General features: G+C 68.7%; 17 protein-coding genes, 1 tRNA gene and 1 pseudogene. 9 read left to right on the top strand and 10 right to left on the bottom strand.

Annotation, left to right across the window (positions count from 1 at the left end):
* Positions 1–5: 5 nt before the first annotated feature.
* The 6 genes from SPHPHY_RS0115380 to SPHPHY_RS0115410 form a co-directional block, all read right to left on the bottom strand.
* Complete coding sequence (locus tag SPHPHY_RS0115380) at positions 6–1,721, bottom strand: peptidoglycan D,D-transpeptidase FtsI family protein (protein WP_022687580.1); 1,716 nt, start codon at positions 1,719–1,721, stop codon at positions 6–8.
* Positions 1,718–2,338, bottom strand: coding sequence for a hypothetical protein (locus tag SPHPHY_RS0115385; RefSeq protein WP_022687581.1), 621 nt, complete (start codon positions 2,336–2,338; stop codon positions 1,718–1,720). The genes SPHPHY_RS0115380 and SPHPHY_RS0115385 overlap by 4 nt, the downstream gene beginning before the upstream one ends.
* 2 nt (positions 2,339–2,340) lie before the next feature.
* Entirely contained in the window at positions 2,341–3,279 is a 939-nt protein-coding gene (rsmH, locus tag SPHPHY_RS0115390; RefSeq protein ID WP_022687582.1) for a 16S rRNA (cytosine(1402)-N(4))-methyltransferase RsmH, read from the bottom strand.
* Entirely contained in the window at positions 3,276–3,779 is a 504-nt protein-coding gene (locus SPHPHY_RS0115395) for a division/cell wall cluster transcriptional repressor MraZ (protein WP_028056987.1), read from the bottom strand. The genes rsmH and SPHPHY_RS0115395 overlap by 4 nt, the downstream gene beginning before the upstream one ends.
* 371 nt (positions 3,780–4,150) lie before the next feature.
* Entirely contained in the window at positions 4,151–4,504 is a 354-nt protein-coding gene (locus SPHPHY_RS22330; protein WP_022687585.1) for a hypothetical protein, read from the bottom strand.
* 39 nt (positions 4,505–4,543) lie between these two features.
* Positions 4,544–5,533: a cysteine synthase A gene (locus SPHPHY_RS0115410; RefSeq protein ID WP_022687586.1), complete on the bottom strand. Its 990-nt coding sequence runs from the start codon at positions 5,531–5,533 to the stop codon at positions 4,544–4,546.
* A gap of 134 nt (positions 5,534–5,667) precedes the next feature.
* Between SPHPHY_RS0115410 and SPHPHY_RS0115415 the strand changes: the two genes are divergently transcribed.
* The 4 genes from SPHPHY_RS0115415 (at position 5,668) to aat (ending at position 9,006) form a co-directional block, all read left to right on the top strand.
* The gene (locus SPHPHY_RS0115415; protein ID WP_022687587.1) at positions 5,668–6,951 is read left to right on the top strand and encodes a type VI secretion protein ImpB; all 1,284 of its coding nucleotides are present in this window, start codon (positions 5,668–5,670) and stop codon (positions 6,949–6,951) included.
* Between the two features lie 73 nt (positions 6,952–7,024).
* Complete coding sequence (locus tag SPHPHY_RS0115420; protein ID WP_022687588.1) at positions 7,025–7,411, top strand: hypothetical protein; 387 nt, start codon at positions 7,025–7,027, stop codon at positions 7,409–7,411.
* Positions 7,412–7,570: 159 nt separating this feature from the next.
* Positions 7,571–8,278, top strand: a complete 708-nt coding sequence (locus tag SPHPHY_RS0115425) for a ParA family protein (protein ID WP_022687589.1) — start codon at positions 7,571–7,573, stop codon at positions 8,276–8,278.
* Complete coding sequence (gene aat / locus SPHPHY_RS0115430) at positions 8,248–9,006, top strand: leucyl/phenylalanyl-tRNA--protein transferase (RefSeq protein WP_051148328.1); 759 nt, start codon at positions 8,248–8,250, stop codon at positions 9,004–9,006. Before SPHPHY_RS0115425 ends, aat begins: the two co-directional genes overlap by 31 nt.
* Before the next feature lie 35 nt (positions 9,007–9,041).
* Here the strand turns inward: aat and SPHPHY_RS21500 are convergent.
* The 4 genes and pseudogenes from SPHPHY_RS21500 to SPHPHY_RS0115450 all read right to left on the bottom strand — a co-directional run.
* Positions 9,042–9,275, bottom strand: a pseudogene (locus SPHPHY_RS21500) (DUF2155 domain-containing protein); the annotation flags it as partial.
* A 215-nt stretch (positions 9,276–9,490) separates the two neighbouring features.
* Positions 9,491–9,886 (bottom strand): NADH:ubiquinone oxidoreductase subunit NDUFA12, encoded by a 396-nt coding sequence (locus tag SPHPHY_RS0115440; RefSeq protein ID WP_022687592.1) that lies wholly within the window; start codon positions 9,884–9,886, stop codon positions 9,491–9,493.
* 102 nt (positions 9,887–9,988) lie between these two features.
* Positions 9,989–10,645 carry a cold shock domain-containing protein gene (locus SPHPHY_RS0115445; RefSeq protein ID WP_231370433.1) on the bottom strand — a complete coding sequence of 219 codons (657 nt, stop codon included), beginning with the start codon at positions 10,643–10,645 and terminating at the stop codon, positions 9,989–9,991.
* A gap of 21 nt (positions 10,646–10,666) precedes the next feature.
* Positions 10,667–11,212, bottom strand: coding sequence for a regulatory protein RecX (locus SPHPHY_RS0115450; RefSeq protein ID WP_022687594.1), 546 nt, complete (start codon positions 11,210–11,212; stop codon positions 10,667–10,669).
* Between the two features lie 121 nt (positions 11,213–11,333).
* Here SPHPHY_RS0115450 and SPHPHY_RS0115455 point away from each other — a divergent pair, with 121 nt between their 5' ends.
* From SPHPHY_RS0115455 to secE, 5 genes are all read left to right on the top strand, one after another.
* Positions 11,334–13,097, top strand: a complete 1,764-nt coding sequence (locus tag SPHPHY_RS0115455) for a fatty acyl-AMP ligase (protein ID WP_022687595.1) — start codon at positions 11,334–11,336, stop codon at positions 13,095–13,097.
* Positions 13,098–13,384: 287 nt separating this feature from the next.
* Positions 13,385–15,733 (top strand): putative bifunctional diguanylate cyclase/phosphodiesterase, encoded by a 2,349-nt coding sequence (locus SPHPHY_RS0115460; RefSeq protein WP_022687596.1) that lies wholly within the window; start codon positions 13,385–13,387, stop codon positions 15,731–15,733.
* 45 nt (positions 15,734–15,778) lie between these two features.
* Positions 15,779–15,854 (top strand) — tRNA-Trp (locus tag SPHPHY_RS0115465).
* A gap of 101 nt (positions 15,855–15,955) precedes the next feature.
* A complete protein-coding gene (locus tag SPHPHY_RS0115470) occupies positions 15,956–16,198 on the top strand; it encodes a hypothetical protein (RefSeq protein WP_022687597.1) in 243 nt (80 codons plus the stop codon).
* A gap of 290 nt (positions 16,199–16,488) precedes the next feature.
* Positions 16,489–16,686 carry a preprotein translocase subunit SecE gene (gene secE / locus SPHPHY_RS0115475; RefSeq protein WP_022687598.1) on the top strand — a complete coding sequence of 66 codons (198 nt, stop codon included), beginning with the start codon at positions 16,489–16,491 and terminating at the stop codon, positions 16,684–16,686.
* Positions 16,687–16,690: the final 4 nt, after the last annotated feature.

Genomic DNA, 16,690 nt, shown 5'->3' on the forward strand with positions numbered 1-16,690 from the left:
CCGCCTCATTGGCCACCGCCCTTGGGACGACGATCGGGATCGTCCCACAAGGTCGGCACGATATCCGACACGTCGATATCGCGATTGTCGTCCGGCACCACGCCCAGGATCGCGCCGACCCGTGCGATTGTGCGCCCGACCACCGGGGCGACGTTCCACGCGGCGGTCTTCCACCCACCGGTTTCCTTGGTGCCGAGGGGCGAGTCGAGCATCGCCACCACGACATAGCGTGGCGCATCCATCGGGAAAGCCGCCGCGAACGTGGCGACGTTGCGCGACCGGTCGTACCCGCCCGCCACCGCCGCCTCGGCGGTGCCGGTCTTGCCACCGACGCGGTAACCCGGCGCATCGCCCTTGCGCCCGGTGCCGCGCATCACGATCAGCCGCAGCATCTGGCGCATCCGCGCACTCGTCGCCTCGCTGATGACACGCCGCCCGGCGGGCGCATGGCCCGGCTGCACCTTCAGCAGCGTCGCCGGTCGCCACGTGCCGCCGTTGACCAGCGCGGCATAGGCGTTGGCCAGGTGCAGCGGCGTCACCGCGATGCCGTGCCCGTACGCGGTGGTCATCGTCGTGGTGCGCGCCCAGAACGTCGGCCACAGCGGACGCCCCTTCTCGCGCACTTCGATATCGGGGCGGGTGTCGAAGCCGAGTTTGCGGAACATCGCCTGCATCCGCTGCGGCCCGACCTCGTCGGCGACGCGCGCGGTGGCGATGTTCGACGAATAGATCAGCGTCTCGGCCATGTTCAGCCACCGCTTCGGATCGCCGCGTTCGTCATGGATCGTGAAGCGGCCGACCTGCAACGGATGCGTCGCATCGAAGCGGCGCTGGAACGAGGTGACCACCCCGGTATCCATCGCGGCGGCCATCGTGATCGGCTTGAAGGTCGATCCCAGCTCGAACACGCTCTGCGTCGTGATGTTGCGCAGCTGCTCGCTGCCCGACATGCCGACCCGGTTGGGGTTGAACGTCGGCAGCGACACCATCGCCACCACTTCGCCGGTCGCGGCGTCGAGCACGATGCCGCCGCCAGCGCGCGCGGAGAAGGTGGTCATCGCGCGGCTCAGCTCGCTCTCCATCGCCGCCTGCACGCGCGTGTCGATCGAGAGCGTCACCGGCTGGCCGATCGTCGCCGGGTTGGTCAGTCGCTCGTCCAGCGCACGCTCGATCCCGCTCATCCCGTGCCCGCCGCTGATGAAGCCCAGCACATGCGCGGCCATCGTCGATTGCGGGTAGAGGCGCTGCGTCTCGCGCTCGAAGACGATCCCCGGTTCGCCGATCGCGTTCACCGCCTCCACCAGGGCGGGACTGGCGCGACGATTGAGGTAGGTGAAGCTCACCGGCTTCGTGATCTGCGCGTAGAACCACGCCTGGTCGCCCTTGTCGGGCATCAGGTCGGCTAGCTTCTGCGCGGTCCGTGACGGATCACCGAGCAGCTTCTTGGGATGCACGCCGATCGTCCAGGCGTCGATCGTGCGTGCCAGCGGCGCGCCGTTGCGATCGACGATATCGCCGCGCGGCGCGGTCAGCACCGCAGCGGTGCCGCGCTCCCCGCCCTCCAGTACGCCCAGCATCGCCAGCCGGCCGATCACGATGAACACCGCCGCGGCGAACAGCAGCAGCAGGATCATCAGCCGCAGGTGTTGCGTCGCCAGCAGTTGCTGGCGCTGGTCGCCCGATCGACCGGCGCGTAGAGGTCGGGCGACCAGCGTCGTCACCGCAGGCGGCTCCGCTCGGCACGTGCGCCGCTAAGCAGGTCGCCGAGCGTGTTGTCGCTCAGCAACCCACGGTCGAGCATCGCGACCTTGGCGGCCTTCACCGGCGCGCCAACTGCGCGTACCGCCACCTTGGTGACGGTGACCGGCATCGAAGCGGCCGCGACCTGCACCGCGGCGACCTTCACGACCGTCGCGGGCGCACGCGCGGCGCTGGCGGTCGCCACGGCGGGGAGCGCGACGGGCGCGGCGACAACCGGCGCGGATGGCACGATCAACTGCGCGGTCTGCACTTGCACGTCACGACCCGGCACCGGCATGCCCTGCACCGGCGAAAGCGCGGCGAGCGCGCGCTCGTTCGGCACGAATTGCTGCGAGGTCGGCACGGTCAACGCCAGGGTATTGCCGTTCCAGCGTTCCAGCTGCGCCAGGTTTGCGCGCACGTCGAACTCCGTTTCCAGCGCGCGGATGTCGCGCTCGGCGCTCGCGATGCGGCGGTCGACCTGCTCCAGCCGCTTGCGCTCCGCAGCGACCTGCGACGACACGAGGTAGAAGCCGATCGCCACGATCGCGCAGCCGGACAGCCATCCCAGCCCCTTCAGTCGGTAAATCGCCGCCATCGTTACGCCTCCAAACGCCAAGGTGCCGCCCCGGTACGCCGGGCGGTGCGAAGTGTGGCGGAGCGGGCGCGCGGGTTCGCGGCCAGCTCCGCTTCGCCCGCGCGGATCGCACGGGCAGTGATCTCGAAGGTCGGCGCGCGCGTCGGCGCGCTGACCGGCATGTGGCGCGAGCCGCCGGGCGCACTGCCCGAACGATCGCGCAGGAAGCGTTTCACGATCCGGTCCTCCAGCGAGTGGAAGGTGACGATCGCGAGCCGCCCGCCCGGCGCCAGCACGCGCTCGGCCGCTTCCAGCCCGCGCTCCAGCTCGTCCAGCTCGCCGTTGACGTGGATCCGCACCGCCTGAAAGGCGCGCGTCGCGGGGTCCTTCTTGTCGTGCGGCCGATGACCGAGCGCCTTGCGCACGACGTTCGCGAACTGCGCGGTCGTTTCCAGCGGGCGCGCCGCGACCACCGCGCGGGCGATCCGCCGCGACTTCGGCTCCTCGCCGTAGCGATAGAGGACGTCGGCGATCGCTTCTTCGTCGGCTTCGTTCAGAAAGTCGGCGGCGGACAGGCCGTCCTGGCTCATCCGCATGTCCAGCGGGCCGTCCGACTGGAACGAAAAGCCGCGCGCCGCCTGGTCGAGCTGCATCGACGACACGCCGATGTCCATCGTCACGCCGTCTACCGGCACCGCATCCAGTGCCTCCAGTTCGGCCGTCATCGCCGAGAAGGTCGCGGATACCAGGGTGAGCGCAGCTTCCTTTTCCAGTCCGCGGCCGCTGGCGATCGCATCCGGATCGCGGTCGAACGCGATCACCACCGCGCCGGTGGCGAGGATCGCGCGCGTGTAGCCGCCCGCGCCGAAGGTTGCGTCGACGTGGCGCTCGCCGGGGGCGGGGGCAAGCGCGGCGACGACTTCGGCCAGCAGGACGGGGATGTGGGGCGCCGCACTGTTCATGACAGGGCGATCCCTTTGTCTTCGCAGGTGAACTCGACATATTCCTTGAGGAACGGGTCGATCCCCGGCGTCTCGATCAGGACGTTCGGTGCCCAGATCGTGATCCAGTTGAATGCGCCAAGGAAGACCGCCGCGCCCGCGATCCGCGCATAGCGGCGCTCGAAGGTCGGCATGATGAAGCGGCCCGATCCGTCGAACGGCAACGGCTCGGCGCCGCCGGCGCGATCGAGGATGTTGTAGTCGGTGCGCCCGCTGCTCGCGAATTGCGCGGCGTCCAGCGCCTCCAGTTTCGCCTTCCAGAACGGCACGAAACCGGGATCGTAGGCGATCAGGCAGCGATGTTCGGGATGCGGAGCGATAATGACGGTGCCACCGTCCTTGCCGTCCTCGCGCGGCGCGTTCTTCGCGAGCGTTGCGCGAAGGGTGTTGGGAATCGCGACCCGGCCCTTGTCATCGACAAGACCAAGACCCTTTCCCTGATAATCCACCCTGTCGACCACGCCCACCTCACACCCGGAGCGCACGAACCTCCTGCCCGGCGAACGGCCTTCACCGCACGCCGACGTTGCTGCCAGCAAACAACAGTGGTCCTGCCCCCAATGTCGTAGGCATTACGTAACAGGGTTAAATGGGGAGAGAAAGGGAAATTCGGGGAAAACCGGGGATCAGCCCGATTGCGCCTCGAATCCGGCGGGAATCCGCGGTGGCGCCTGCGCGCAGCGCGCGATCGGCGCACCGTACGGCAGCCGAATCGCCCAGCCCGACCCCGGATTTTCCAGATGGTGGTGCATTGTCCCCGATTCTCCCCGCCATGCAGCGGACGGGAGCGGACGCGTGCGCGGCGCCGCGGAAGCACCCCGCGGCGGAAGCATCAGAGCGCGCCGCCCGATGGAGCCGGAGCCGGTTGCGCCTCGGGCTGCGGATCGACCGGCGCGGCCGGCGTCGGCGCCGCGCCGGGGGTCACGCCCATTTCCGCCAGCGGCTCGTTGCTCGGCGTCGCGCCCGGCCCGGACGCAGGGGCACTCATGTTGGCGACCAGTTCCGGCTGTGCCGCGCCTGCGACGTTCACCGGCTGCTGCTGGTTAACCGAAGAGAAGATCGCGCTCGCCAACCCGATCAGCAGCACGACCGCAGCCAATCCGATCATCCCGACGCGCACGCGCTGGCGCGTCTGCTCTGCCTGCTGTCGTTCGACAGCGACCTTGTCTTTACGTGGCAACTTCATCGGTCGTGCAATTCTAACCGATCGTCGTACGACTGTCGATCAATTCGTTAACGCCGCGCGCCGTTCCAGTCCTTTCGCCGCCAACCACGCCGGATCGTACAGCGTCGACAGGTAGCGGAAGCCCGTGTCGCACAGGATCGTCGCGATCCGCTTGCCCGGACCCAGCTTCCTGGCCAGCCGCACCGCGCCCGCGACGTTGATGCCGGACGACAGCCCGAGGCACAGTCCCTCTTCGCGCAGCAGCCGGTCGGTCCAGTCCAGGCCTTCCTGATCGGGGATGCGAAATTGCGCATCGACCGGCGCACCCTCCAGATTGGCGGTGATCCGCCCCTGCCCGATCCCCTCGGCCACCGACGAGCCCTCCGCGCGCAGTTCCCCGCACGCGTAATATTCGTAGAGCGCGGCACCGTGCGGATCGCTGAGCGCGATGCAGACGTCCGGATCGTGCGCCTTCAGCCCCAGCCCGACGCCCGCCAACGTTCCGCCGGTACCGACCGCGCAGGTAAAGCCGTCGATCCGCCCGTCCATCTGTGCCCAGATCTCCTCGGCGGTGCCGACGATATGCGCGCGGCGATTGGCGATATTGTCGAACTGGTTCGCCCACACCGCGCCGGGCGTCTCCTCCGCGATCCGCCGTGAGGTATGGACGAAATGGCACGGCGAGGAATAGGGCGCCGCCGGCACCGTCACCAGCTCCGCGCCCAGCGCGCGGAGCGTGTCCATCTTTTCCTTCGACTGCGTGTCCGGCATCACGATGATCGTGCGGTAGCCCTTGGCATTCGCGACCAGCGCCAGCCCGATTCCGGTATTGCCGGCGGTTCCTTCCACGATCGTCCCGCCGGGCTTCAGCACGCCGCGCTCCTCGGCGTCGGCAACGATGAACAGGGCGGCGCGGTCCTTCACGCTGGCGCCCGGATTGGTGAACTCGCACTTGCCGAAGATGTCACAGCCGGTGGCCTCGCTCGGCGCTGCCAGTCGGACGAGTGGCGTGTTGCCGATCAGGGCCAGCGTGTCGGGTAAGGTATGCATACCGCGTAGATGCGGGCGCCGCAGGTCATCCGCAAGCGAATGAAACTATCCCCTGCCCGACCGCGGCTTGCCCGCGATAGCTATCGCCGCGAACATCTGCCATGTTCCCGGTTCGTTTCACATCCGAGTCGCCAATGCACGATCTGCCGCCCCGACCGCTGCGCTGGCTGTTCCTCGATCTGAACAGCTATTTCGCCAGCGTCGAGCAGCAGTTGCAGCCCGCGCTGCGCGGTCGGCCGGTCATCGTCGCCCCGGTCGGCACGGACACCACAGTGGCGATCGCCGCCTCGGTCGAGGCGAAACGCTACGGCATCTCCACCGGTACGCCGGTCTGGGAGGCGAAGCAGCGCTGCCGCGAACTGGTCGTCACGCCTGCGCGCCACGAACGCTACGTCGAATTCCACCACGCGATCGTCGCCGAGATCGAGCGCCATATCCCCGTTACGAAGGTCTGCTCGATCGACGAAGTCGCATGCCGCCTGCTCGATAACGAAAATGCCCGCGACCATGCCGAGGCGCTCGCGCGGCGAATCAAGCGTGCCATCCGCGAGAAGGTCGGCGCTTGCCTCACCTCCTCCGTCGGCATCGCCCCGAACCGCCTGCTCGCCAAGCTCGCCTCGGACCTGCAGAAACCGGACGGGCTCATCGTGTTCGAGGCCGCCGATCTGCCGCACGCGCTCTACCGGCTATCGTTGCGCGACATCAGCGGGATCGGCGCGAAGATGGAGCGGCGGCTGGCGCGCGACGGGGTGAACGATATCGCACAACTGCTCGCACGTCGCCCGCGCGATGCGGGGCACGCCTGGGGCGGTACCGGCGGCGACCGGCTATGGTATCTGCTGCACGGCGTCGACCTGGACGACAAGCCGACGCAAAGCCGCGCGATCGGGCACAGCCACGTCCTGTCGCCAGGCAAGCGCGGCTATGGCGCGGTCCGCCTGACGGCGCGCCGCCTGGCGTTGAAAGCGACCAGCCGCCTGCGCCGCAAGGAGTATCGCGCGCGGTTGCTGGTGCTCCATGCGCGGTTCGAGGATGACAAGAGCGTCTGGCGTACCTCCGCCAAGCTGCCCGCAACGCAGGACAGTTTCGCAGTGCTGTCGATCCTCGATACGTTGTTGCCCCGGCTGCGCGCCCAGGAAACGGTGCATCGCAGCGGCTGCCGGATGATCGGCGTGACGCTTGCCGAGATCGAGCCGGTCGTCGGCGAGCAGCACTCGCTCTTCGCGCATCTGCCCGCCGACGATCCGCTGGCGCGCGAGACCCGCGGGCTGGCGCTCAGTCGCGCCATGGACCGGATTAACGAGCGATTCGGGCGACATGCGGTGTCGGTCGGCGCTTCGCACGGCGGGCGGCTCGACCGCGTCGGTACGAAGATCGCGTTCGGTCGCATCCCGGACATGGACGAATTCCACGAATGATGCGCCGGATTGACGCGGCGCAACAATCCGGGACTTGACGGAGTAAAGCGCATCGGCGAAGCCCCCGCGCATTATGCAGAAGCTTCTCCCCCTTTCGGTGGCCGCCGCCCTGCTGGCGCTGTCGGCTTGCAATTCCGAACCGTCCACGCCGCAGGTGCTGGACAGCAATCCCGATCCGATGGCGTCCACGCTCGCCAACGCCGCGCCGGTCGAACTGCCGCCGGCGATCAAGGCCGACAAGACCATGCGCTGCAAGGACCAGAGCCTGGCCTACGTCACCTTCTTCGATGGTGACAAGCAGGTGGTGGTGCGCACCGAAAAGGGCGGCGCCGCGACGACGCTGACGACCGAGAAGGCCGGCGATCCGCTGACCGCCGAAGGCGGCTGGAAGATGACCGGCACCACCAGCGAGATCAAGCTGACCCGTCCCGGCAAGCCCGAACTGGTCTGCCACTCCTGATCCGGTGTCCGGGGCGCGGACCTCGCCGCCCCGGACGACGTCGCGTGCAGGCCGATGCCGCGCGCAATGACCCAATGCTGCCAGCCGGCGCGACTCGCGCCGCTGCAACCTGCATCATCCATCTTGCCCCGCCTGCCACCGGACCGTAGCGTCACGCGCATGACAACGGTGGCGATCTACAGCATGAAGGGAGGCGTGGGTAAGACCACGCTGGCGATCAATCTCGCCTGGTGTGCCGCGACCCTTTCCGCACGCCGTACGTTGCTGTGGGATCTCGATCCACAGGCCTCCGCCACATGGCTGCTCGGCGATGGCAAGGCGCACGACCGTGCCGGCGCCTTGTTCGCGCGCGACGTTGCGCCCACCAGGCTGATCCGGGCCACCGCATTCGACCGGCTCGACCTGCTCCCCGCCGACGCGTCGCTGCGCGATCTCAACCACCAGCTGCGCGAACTCGACAAGAAGCGCCGGCTGCGCAAGCTGGTGTCGCAGCTTGGCGACCATGATACCGTCGTGCTCGATTGTCCTCCGGGCCTGACCGAGACAGCCGACCAGGTCGTACGCGCCGCCGACCTGCTCGTGGTCCCGGTCGTCCCCTCCGCCTTTTCGCAACAGGCGTTCGCCACGCTCGACCGGGAGTTCGGCGGACAGGTGCCGATGCTCCCGGTCCACATGATGGTCGATCGTCGCCGCGCGCTTCATGCCGAGGCGATCGACCGTCATCCCGACTGGCCGGTGATCCCGATGGCGAGCGCGGTCGAAAACGCCACGGCGCAGCGGCTGCCGACCGGCGCCGCGCAACCGCGCAGCCCCGCCGCCGCAGCATTCGCGCAGCTATGGCGAACGATCGAGCAGCGCCGGACTTGACCGTCGCCCCCGACCCGCTCGACCCCGCGCTGCTGCTGGGTGCCTATTCCGTCGGCGTCTTTCCGATGGCCGATAGCCGCGGCGCCGACAGCATCTACTGGGTCGAGCCGCGCCGCCGCGCGATCCTGCCGCTGGACGGCTTCCATCTTGCGCGATCGCTGCGCCGCGTGATCGCGGCCGATCGCTTTCGCGTCACCGTCGATCGTGCCTTCGCGCAGATCATCGCCTTGTGCGCCGAATCCGCCGACGACCGCCCCGACACCTGGATAAACCCCGCCATCGAGCAGGCGTTCGTCCGCCTCCATGCCCTCGGCCACGCACATTCGGTGGAGTGCTGGGACGGCGAGCAGCTGGTCGGCGGGCTTTACGGTCTCGCACTCGGCCGCGCCTTCTTCGGGGAAAGCATGGTCAGCCGCGCGCCCAACGCGTCGAAGGTCGCGATCGCCGCGCTCGTCGCACGGCTGAAGGCCGGCGGCTTCACCCTGCTCGACTGCCAGTTCATGACCGCGCACCTCGCCTCGCTGGGCGCGCAGGAAATCGACCGCGCCGATTACATGGCGTTGCTGGGCGCCGCGCTTTCCTCGATCGGCTCGTCCGCCGCCGCGTCTTCGGGCGCCGTCGACGTAGCGGCCGGCGCAGGCGACTTCTTCGCGCTCGACGCCGCCGCCGGTGCCGACGGAGCGGTTTCGGGGAAGGCCATCGTGCAGCTTTTGGTCCACACGTCGTAGACCGGGTCGATCACGACGTTCAGCGCCGGTCGCTCCTTGTAGATCCAGCCCGAGAACACCCGCCGCCATCCGGTGTCGGCGCGGCGCACCTCCATCTGCACGAACGCGCCGGTCAGTTGCTCGGGTTCCCACGGCGCGGTCTTCTCGCACGCGCGCAGCCGGACGATCACGTCGCCGATCCGCCCCGCCTGCCCCGGCTTCAACGTGATGTCGCGGCTGACGCCGTTGCGCTTGTTGAGCAGCCCCAGCACCGCGACACGCTGCGCCATCGGCGTCGTACCGGCGTCGACCGGCGCATCCTGCCCGTCGGGACGCACTTCGTCCGCGGCGGGCGGGGGCAGCGTGCCGGCGCTGTCCGGCACCGGCTTGCTCACGATCGGGGCGTCGGAGGCAGGTACAGGGTAGGTCGGGCGCAGGCTCAACCCCGCCCAGGTCACTCCGGCCACCGCCACCAGAACCAGCCCGCCGATCGCGAGCGGACGCTTCACGCGTCGGGGCTCCACGCCTCGTAATCACCGGTCGCGGCGGCACGGTTGCCGCCGTTCTCCAGCGCGCCTTGCGGGCGATGCGCAAAGGCGGTGCCCGTCATGTTCGGTACGGGCGGCTTTTCCCAACGCCGCGGTGCGGGCAGCACCTCGGTAGGCACGCCGTCCACCTGATGGTGGAGCCAGCTGAACCATTCGGAGGGCACGCGGCTGGTATCGTTGGCGCCGGTGTAGATCACCCAGCGCCGCGGGTTGCCGGCGGTGTCGCTGCCGCCTTCCCAATAGGTGTTGCCCAGCGAATCCTCGCCCACCTGCCGCTTGCCGCGCAGGCCGTAGAAGATCGTGCCCCAGCTTGCGCCGTTCCACCAGGTGAAGGGGTTGAGGTTGATGCCCATCGTGGCGCCTCGCTTACCCGCGTGCGCCCGCGCGTTCAATGCCCGATGCGATGCGCTGGGTTACGAAGGCGTGATCGCGACGCCCCGCTCCACCTGGAGCGATCACTCCGGTGCGGTGACGCCAACCGCCAGCGGCCCCTTGCGTCCCTGCACCACGCGCGCGCGCAGCCGCTGCTCCGGCTCGACGTCGGCAAGCCCGGCGCGGCGCAGCGTCTCCATATGCACGAAGATATCGCCGGGCCGCGCCAGCGCGACCAGGAATCCATATCCCTTGATGCGGTTGAACCATTTGACGCTGACGTCCTCCCACTCCGCCTGCGCGGCGGCCTCGTCGGGCACCAGTTCGGGGTCCAGCCGCGCACGATCGCGGTCGCGCACCGTCTCCACGACGGTTGCGAGGTCCAGCGCCGTGATCGACACCGCCTGCCAGCCACGCGGCCCCTGCGTGGCGCGGCCCTCGATGCGGGTTCCCTCCGGCAGGGTGCGGCGGCCATAGGCCTGCAGGACGGTGAAATGGAGCAGTACGTCGCCCATTGCGGTGTCGTCGGCGACGACGAAGCCGAAGCCGCGCGTCGCATCGAACCATTTGAGCACGCCCGACAGCTCGACCGTCGGCATCTCGCCCACGCTCGCAGCCTGGCTTTCGCCAGTGCGGATCACCCCGCCGTCGATCGGTGCGGCCGGCCCGTCCTGCACGTCGCGTCCTGCCCCTCTACAGCCCTGATCCACATCGGTGCACTGCACCATGAACGAAAGCAAGCTGCGATCTACTACGACCTACTATTCGGGTTCGGGGATTTCCCCGGGCGCACTGTCCACCACGCGGCGCGCGGTGGCGCTGTCGTGCCCGGCGCGTAGCAGCGCGCCCAGCTGCCGCTCTCGCTCGCGGGGGTCCGGCCGGGCGGCGGCGAACGGACCGATCCGCTTGCGCCTTGCCAGCCGCAGCGCGCCCTCCAGCGCGGCGGCGCGCGCTTCCTCGACCACTGGCGCGCGATCCTCCGCATCCAGCCCGGCGGCGCGCAGCGTTTCGGCGATGCGCCGCGCGCCATACCCGCGCCGTGCCAGCGCCGCGCCCTTCTGCTCGGCGAAGCTGCGATCGTCGACATAGCCGGCCTCGGCCATCCGTTGCGCCACCGATGCGGGATCGACCGCCGGGCCGTCCCATCCACGCTCGCGGATCTTGCGCGCCAGATACTGGGTCAGCTTGCCGCGCGACGTGGCGAACCGCTCGACGTAGCGCAGCGCCAGCCGGTCGAGCGCAGCGGCATCGAGGGGTGGCGGCGCGCGGCGGCGATCGGTCGGGCGGTCAGTCAGGGTCCGGGTCACGCCTTGATTGTGCCACAGTGACCATGGAGTTTGAGGGTGGAATTTTAACACTGGCCGGCAAACCGCCCCTTTTTGCCGATCAACCATTGCGCCCACGTTACAGGTGCGACAGGAACACAGGATGACCATCGACCTCGCCCCGACGACCGACACCGCGCCGGTTGCCCCGACGGCCACGCCGACGGAAGACCGGCTGCCGCGCCGTTTCTCCGATTTCGCGACGCTGGGCGAAGCGCTCGATTATGCCGCATCCGGCGTGCGCGGGCTGAACTTCCACGATGCCCGCGGCACGTTGGTGCGCGGCTATCCCTTCGCGCAACTGCGCGACGATGCGCAGGACGCCGCCCGCCGCCTGATCGCTGCCGACGTCGTGCCCGGCGACCGGATCGCGCTGGTTGCGGAGACGAGCGCCGAATTCGCGGCGCTGTTCTTCGGCACGGTGCTGGCGGGTGCCTGGCCGGTACCGTTGCCGCTGCCGACCTCGTTCGGCGGGCGCGAATCGTACATCGACCAGTTGCGCGTCCAGCTCGCAAGCTGCGATCCGAAGCTGCTGATCTATCCCGCCGAGCTGGGGCAGATGGCTGGTGCGGCGGCCGAGGCAGCGGGCGTGAACGGCATCGACTGGGCCGAGTTCGCGACGCGCCCGGCGCCTGACGCCGTGTTGCCTTCCGCGAACGGCGACGACGTCTGCTACCTGCAATATTCCAGCGGCTCGACCCGCTTCCCGCACGGCGTGGTCGTGACGCACCGTGCGCTGCTGAGCAACCTCGCGGCGCACGCGCACGGCATGCAGATCGCCGAGACCGACCGGTGCATCTCGTGGCTGCCATGGTATCACGACATGGGGCTGGTCGGCTGCTTCCTGTCGCCGCTCGCCAACCAGGTGTCGACCGATTACCTCAAGACCGAGGATTTCGCGCGCCGGCCGCTGTCGTGGCTCGATCTCATCAGCCGCAATGCCGGCACGTCGCTCAGCTATTCGCCGACCTTCGGCTACGACATCTGCGCACGCCGCATCTCCAGCCAGACCAAGGCGTCGGATCGCTTCGACCTGTCGCGCTGGCGGGTTGCCGGCAATGGCGCCGACATGATCCGCCCGGACGTGATGCAGGCGTTCGTCGACGCCTTCGCCGATGCCGGCTTCCAGGCGACCGCCTTCCTGCCCAGCTACGGCCTTGCCGAGGCGACGTTGGCGGTATCGCTGATGCCGCCGGGCGAGGGCATCCGCGTCGAGCTCGTCGAGGAGACCGAACTGTCGGGCGCGCATCATGGCGAGGATCGCCCGCAGCGCTACCGAGCGATCGTGAACTGCGGCAAGGCGGTGCGCGACATGGAGATCCAGGTGCGCGAAGAGGACGGCACCCCGCTGCCCGACGGCGCGATCGGGAAGGTGTGGTGCCGCGGCCCCAGCGTCATGGTCGGCTATTTCCGCGATCAGGCCTCGACGGACGCCTGTCTGGTCGACGGCTGGCTGGATACCGGCGACATGGGCTATATGTCGGACGGCTACATCTTCATCGTCGGCCGCGCCAAGGACATGATCATCATCAACGGCCGCAATCACTGGCCGCAGGACATCGAGTGGGCCGTCGAGCAGCTGCCCGGTTTCAAGGCCGGCGACATCGCCGCCTTCGCGATCACCGCCCCCGGCGGCGAGGAGACCCCGGCGGTGCTGGTGCAGTGCCGCAGCTCCGACGAGGCCGAGCGCGTTCGCCTGCGGGACGAGATCCGCGATCGCGTGCGCTCGGTGACCGGTATGAACTGCGTCGTCGAACTGATCCCGCCGCGCACGCTGCCGCGCACCAGCTCGGGCAAGCTCAGCCGCGCCAAGGCGCGCAACCTTTATCTGAACGGCGAGATCAAGCCATACGACCTGGCCGCCTGACCGCGCGTTCAGTGGCGATCGACCAGCCTTTCACGCCATCGATCGCCGCCGCTGACTTCAGGGCGTTCCGAACGGCACAAAGCAACAAGATAAATTAGCGCGTCGGCGCCGCCTTCCTCTCCCCGACGACGAGATTCCAACAGGCCCTTTCGTCACAACCACCTGACAAATATACACATTTTTGGCGCGGGCGGATGCCGAAGCGCTGCCGGCAAAGAACCGCCGGCAAAGTGGCAGGAACGTGCCGGGCAACGGTTCGTCAACCAGCCCGCGGCTATGGCGGTGCGGTGACCGGATCCATCGCCTCGCCGCTGCCGCACGTCTCGCTCCCCGCGCTGCTGGGGCTGCGCGACGGGAACGACCCCGATCTGTGGGCGCGGATCCGCGCCGCGCAACTGCTCGCCGGGCGACAGCGCGCGTTGCTGTTGCTGGCCGCGCATCTGATCGGCGCGGCGATGGTCGCGTTGCTGTTGCAAGGTCGCGCGCCGCTGGTCCCGGTCATGCTGTGGACGGTCGCCGCCGCTTCGCTGGCGGTCGGCACCGCGGTTCGCCGGTTGCGCGTTCGCAATTATCCGGGTGGTTATGCCGATCTGCCCGCGATGCGCGGGCCGATCATGGAGGCACTCGCGCTTGGCATCGTCTGGGCGGCGCTACCGCTCGCCTTCGCGCCCTATATCGACGTTACGACGGCGCTCGCGCTTCACATCGTCATGGCGGTGCTGATGGCGGCGACCGCGCTGGCGATGGTGTCGCTGGTGATGGCCGCGACCGCCTTCATCGGCATGACGGCGCTGACCGCCGCGATCGCGCTCACGCTTGCCGGCAGCCTGCTGGGCGCCATTGCCGACCTGCTTTTCGCCGCGTTGCTGTGCGTCGCGACCTTCGATCGCGCCCGCGCGCTCGCCTTGCTCCACGTCGCGGACGTGACGCTGGCCGAGCGCGACGAAACCGTCGGGCTGTTGCTGCGCGACTTCGACGACACCTCGCCCGACTGGCTGTGGCAGACCGATGCCGCGCGCCGGATCATCGACCCCAGCCCGCGCTTCGCCGCCGCCTGCGGGCGTGATCGTGCCGACATCGCCGATCGCCCGCTGCTCGAGATACTGGCCGGCGACGGCTGGAGCACGGGCCGCGTCGCCCCCGCGCTGCGCGAACTCGCGAGCCGCCTCCAGAACCGCGAGAGCTTCCGCGACCTCGACCTGCCCGTGGTCGTCGACGGCGAGCTGCGCTGCTGGCAGATCGCCGCCTCGCCCCGCCGCGACGCCGACGGGCATTTCGGCGGCTTTCGCGGCGTCGCCTCGGACGTGACGGAGGAGCGCGCCTCCGCGGCGAAGATCGCGCGGCTCGCGCATTACGACACGCTCACCGGGCTGCCCAACCGTCTGTTCGTCAACGAAGCGCTCACCGACGCGCTCGCGCGCGCCGAGCACGGACGCACGCGCTGCGCATTCATGATGATCGACCTCGATCGCTTCAAGGCAGTCAACGACACGCTCGGCCACCCGGTCGGCGACCGGCTGCTCGGCAAGGTCTCCGAACGGCTCGCCCTGCTCGTCACCGAATGCGAGCTCGTCGGGCGACTGGGTGGTGATGAATTCGCGGTCGTCGTTCGCGACGCCAGCGACCCGCAGCATGTCGAGGGACTGGCACGGACGATCATCGACACGCTGTCACGCCCGTACGAAGTCGATCAGCACACGCTCTACATCGGCGCCTCGGTCGGCGTCGCCACCTCCCCGCGGGACGGGCGCAGCGCCGAGACGCTGATCCGCTCCGCCGACCTCGCGCTCTACCGCTCGAAAGACCAGGGGGGCGGCGTCTTCCACGCCTACGAACCGCAGCTTCATGCCGATGCCGAGGAACGTCGCGTGCTTGAAATGGCGCTGCGCAAGGCGCTCGAGAACGGTGAGCTCTACATCGACTATCAGCCGGTCGTCGACGCGCGCAGCGGCGCTCTGCGTGGGTTCGAGGCGCTGCTGCGGTGGCGGCATCCCGCTTTCGGGCAGATCCCGCCTTCCAAGTTCATCCCGATCGCCGAGGAAGCGCGGCTGATCGCGATGATCGGCGAGTGGGTGGTGCGCACCGCCTGCGCCGAGGCGGCGACCTGGCCGGACGGCGTGCGCGTTGCGGTCAACGTCTCGCCCGAGCAGCTCCACAATCCGCAGTTCGTGACGATCGTCTCCGACGCGCTGGCGACCAGCGGGCTGCCCGCCCGTTCGCTGGAACTGGAGGTGACCGAAAGCGTGTTCCTGCGCGAGGGGACCGGCGCGGTGCGCGTGCTCGGAGAAATCCTCGATCTCGGCGTCGGGCTAAGCCTCGACGATTTCGGCACCGGCTATTCCTCGCTCGGCTATCTCAGTTCGACGCGTTTCTCCTCGATCAAGATCGACCGCAGCTTCGTGCAGACCGCCGCAGCGGGTCGCGTCGAGGCGATCGCGATCATCCGCGCGGTCGTCGCAATGGCCGACAGCCTCGACATGACCACCACCGCCGAGGGTGTCGAGACCGAGGCGGAGTTGCGCATGGTCCAGGACCTCGGCTGCCGCAGCATCCAGGGCTATTACTTCGGGCGCCCGCTGCCCGTCGCTGAGGCGCGTGCGCTGGCGATGCGCCACGTGCAGACCCGCGCCGCGTAATCGCTTGACGAACGCCCCCGATCCGTTCAACAGCGGCGCCCACACAGGAGTGTAGCTCAGTTGGTAGAGCATCGGTCTCCAAAACCGAGGGCCGTGGGTTCGAGTCCCTCCACTCCTGCCAGCAACAAATTGTAAGCAATGAACCAACGGCACGTCTTGCGTGTTGTGTTTCTCAGCGCCATAGCGCCGATTGACTTACGTCTACTTCAAGGGAGTTTCTTCATGCGTTCGATCCTCGCCGGCGCCGCTGCGCTCAGCCTCATCGCCACTCCGGCGCTCGCCGCCACCGCCAATCCGGCGTCGAGCCTGTCGGTTGCGCAGTCGCGCGCCGCTTCGCCGTCCGCCAAGAAGAGCGAGCTGGCCGGTGCCGGCCTGTTCGGCGCGATCATCGCCGCTGGCATCGCCGCGATCGGCGTCATCGCGATCGTGAACGACAGCAACGACGACGATTCCGACAGCAACTGATCGGACTCGCGCGCTGCCTGCGGTGGCGCGCGATCGTTGAGGAGGGGGCCGGGCGCTGGTGCGTCCGGCCCCTTTCCATGTCTGGAACCACAGGATCGTGGCGCCGATGATGCGACGGCCTGCCCCGCTTGCCTTTTCCAGGGCATAATCCTATGTCGGCTGACACATCCGACAGCGCGGACGGTTTGCCCATCGCGATCTGGTCATCGACCGGGTTGCGGTAGCAGGCCCATGCCGGGACTTTTCTTTCAGGCTCAACCAGGGCCAGGGCTCAACGAGGGCGCAGATCCGTGGCGAAGACGACCCCGCTGGAATTCATCCGTCAGGTCCGCACCGAGACCGCGAAGGTCGTGTGGCCCACCGGACGCGAAACCGTGATGACGGGCGTGATGGTCGTCATCATGACCACCGTGCTCGCGTTGTTCTTCCTCTCGGTTGATTCGATCTTCAACGCCGTGGTCAAGGCGTTGCTGAGCCTGGCGCAGTAAGGAC

The organism is Sphingomonas phyllosphaerae 5.2 (assembly GCF_000419605.1).
GTDB classification, from domain to species: Bacteria; Pseudomonadota; Alphaproteobacteria; order Sphingomonadales; family Sphingomonadaceae; genus Sphingomonas; species Sphingomonas phyllosphaerae_B.

Excerpts from the sequence above, each read along its gene's own strand:
- SPHPHY_RS0115425 (WP_022687589.1), top strand. The coding sequence starts at position 7,571 with ATGACAACGGTGGCGATCTACAGCATGAAGGGAGGCGTGGGTAAGACC.
- SPHPHY_RS22330 (WP_022687585.1), bottom strand. The coding sequence starts at position 4,504 with ATGAAGTTGCCACGTAAAGACAAGGTCGCTGTCGAACGACAGCAGGCA.
- SPHPHY_RS0115470 (WP_022687597.1), top strand. The coding sequence starts at position 15,956 with ATGCGTTCGATCCTCGCCGGCGCCGCTGCGCTCAGCCTCATCGCCACT.
- SPHPHY_RS0115455 (WP_022687595.1), top strand. The coding sequence starts at position 11,334 with ATGACCATCGACCTCGCCCCGACGACCGACACCGCGCCGGTTGCCCCG.
- SPHPHY_RS0115420 (WP_022687588.1), top strand. The coding sequence starts at position 7,025 with ATGCAGAAGCTTCTCCCCCTTTCGGTGGCCGCCGCCCTGCTGGCGCTG.
- SPHPHY_RS0115410 (WP_022687586.1), bottom strand. The coding sequence starts at position 5,533 with ATGCATACCTTACCCGACACGCTGGCCCTGATCGGCAACACGCCACTC.
- SPHPHY_RS0115415 (WP_022687587.1), top strand. The coding sequence starts at position 5,668 with ATGCACGATCTGCCGCCCCGACCGCTGCGCTGGCTGTTCCTCGATCTG.
- rsmH (WP_022687582.1), bottom strand. The coding sequence starts at position 3,279 with ATGAACAGTGCGGCGCCCCACATCCCCGTCCTGCTGGCCGAAGTCGTC.
- SPHPHY_RS0115440 (WP_022687592.1), bottom strand. The coding sequence starts at position 9,886 with ATGGGCATCAACCTCAACCCCTTCACCTGGTGGAACGGCGCAAGCTGG.
- aat (WP_051148328.1), top strand. The coding sequence starts at position 8,248 with ATGGCGAACGATCGAGCAGCGCCGGACTTGACCGTCGCCCCCGACCCG.
- SPHPHY_RS0115385 (WP_022687581.1), bottom strand. The coding sequence starts at position 2,338 with ATGGCGGCGATTTACCGACTGAAGGGGCTGGGATGGCTGTCCGGCTGC.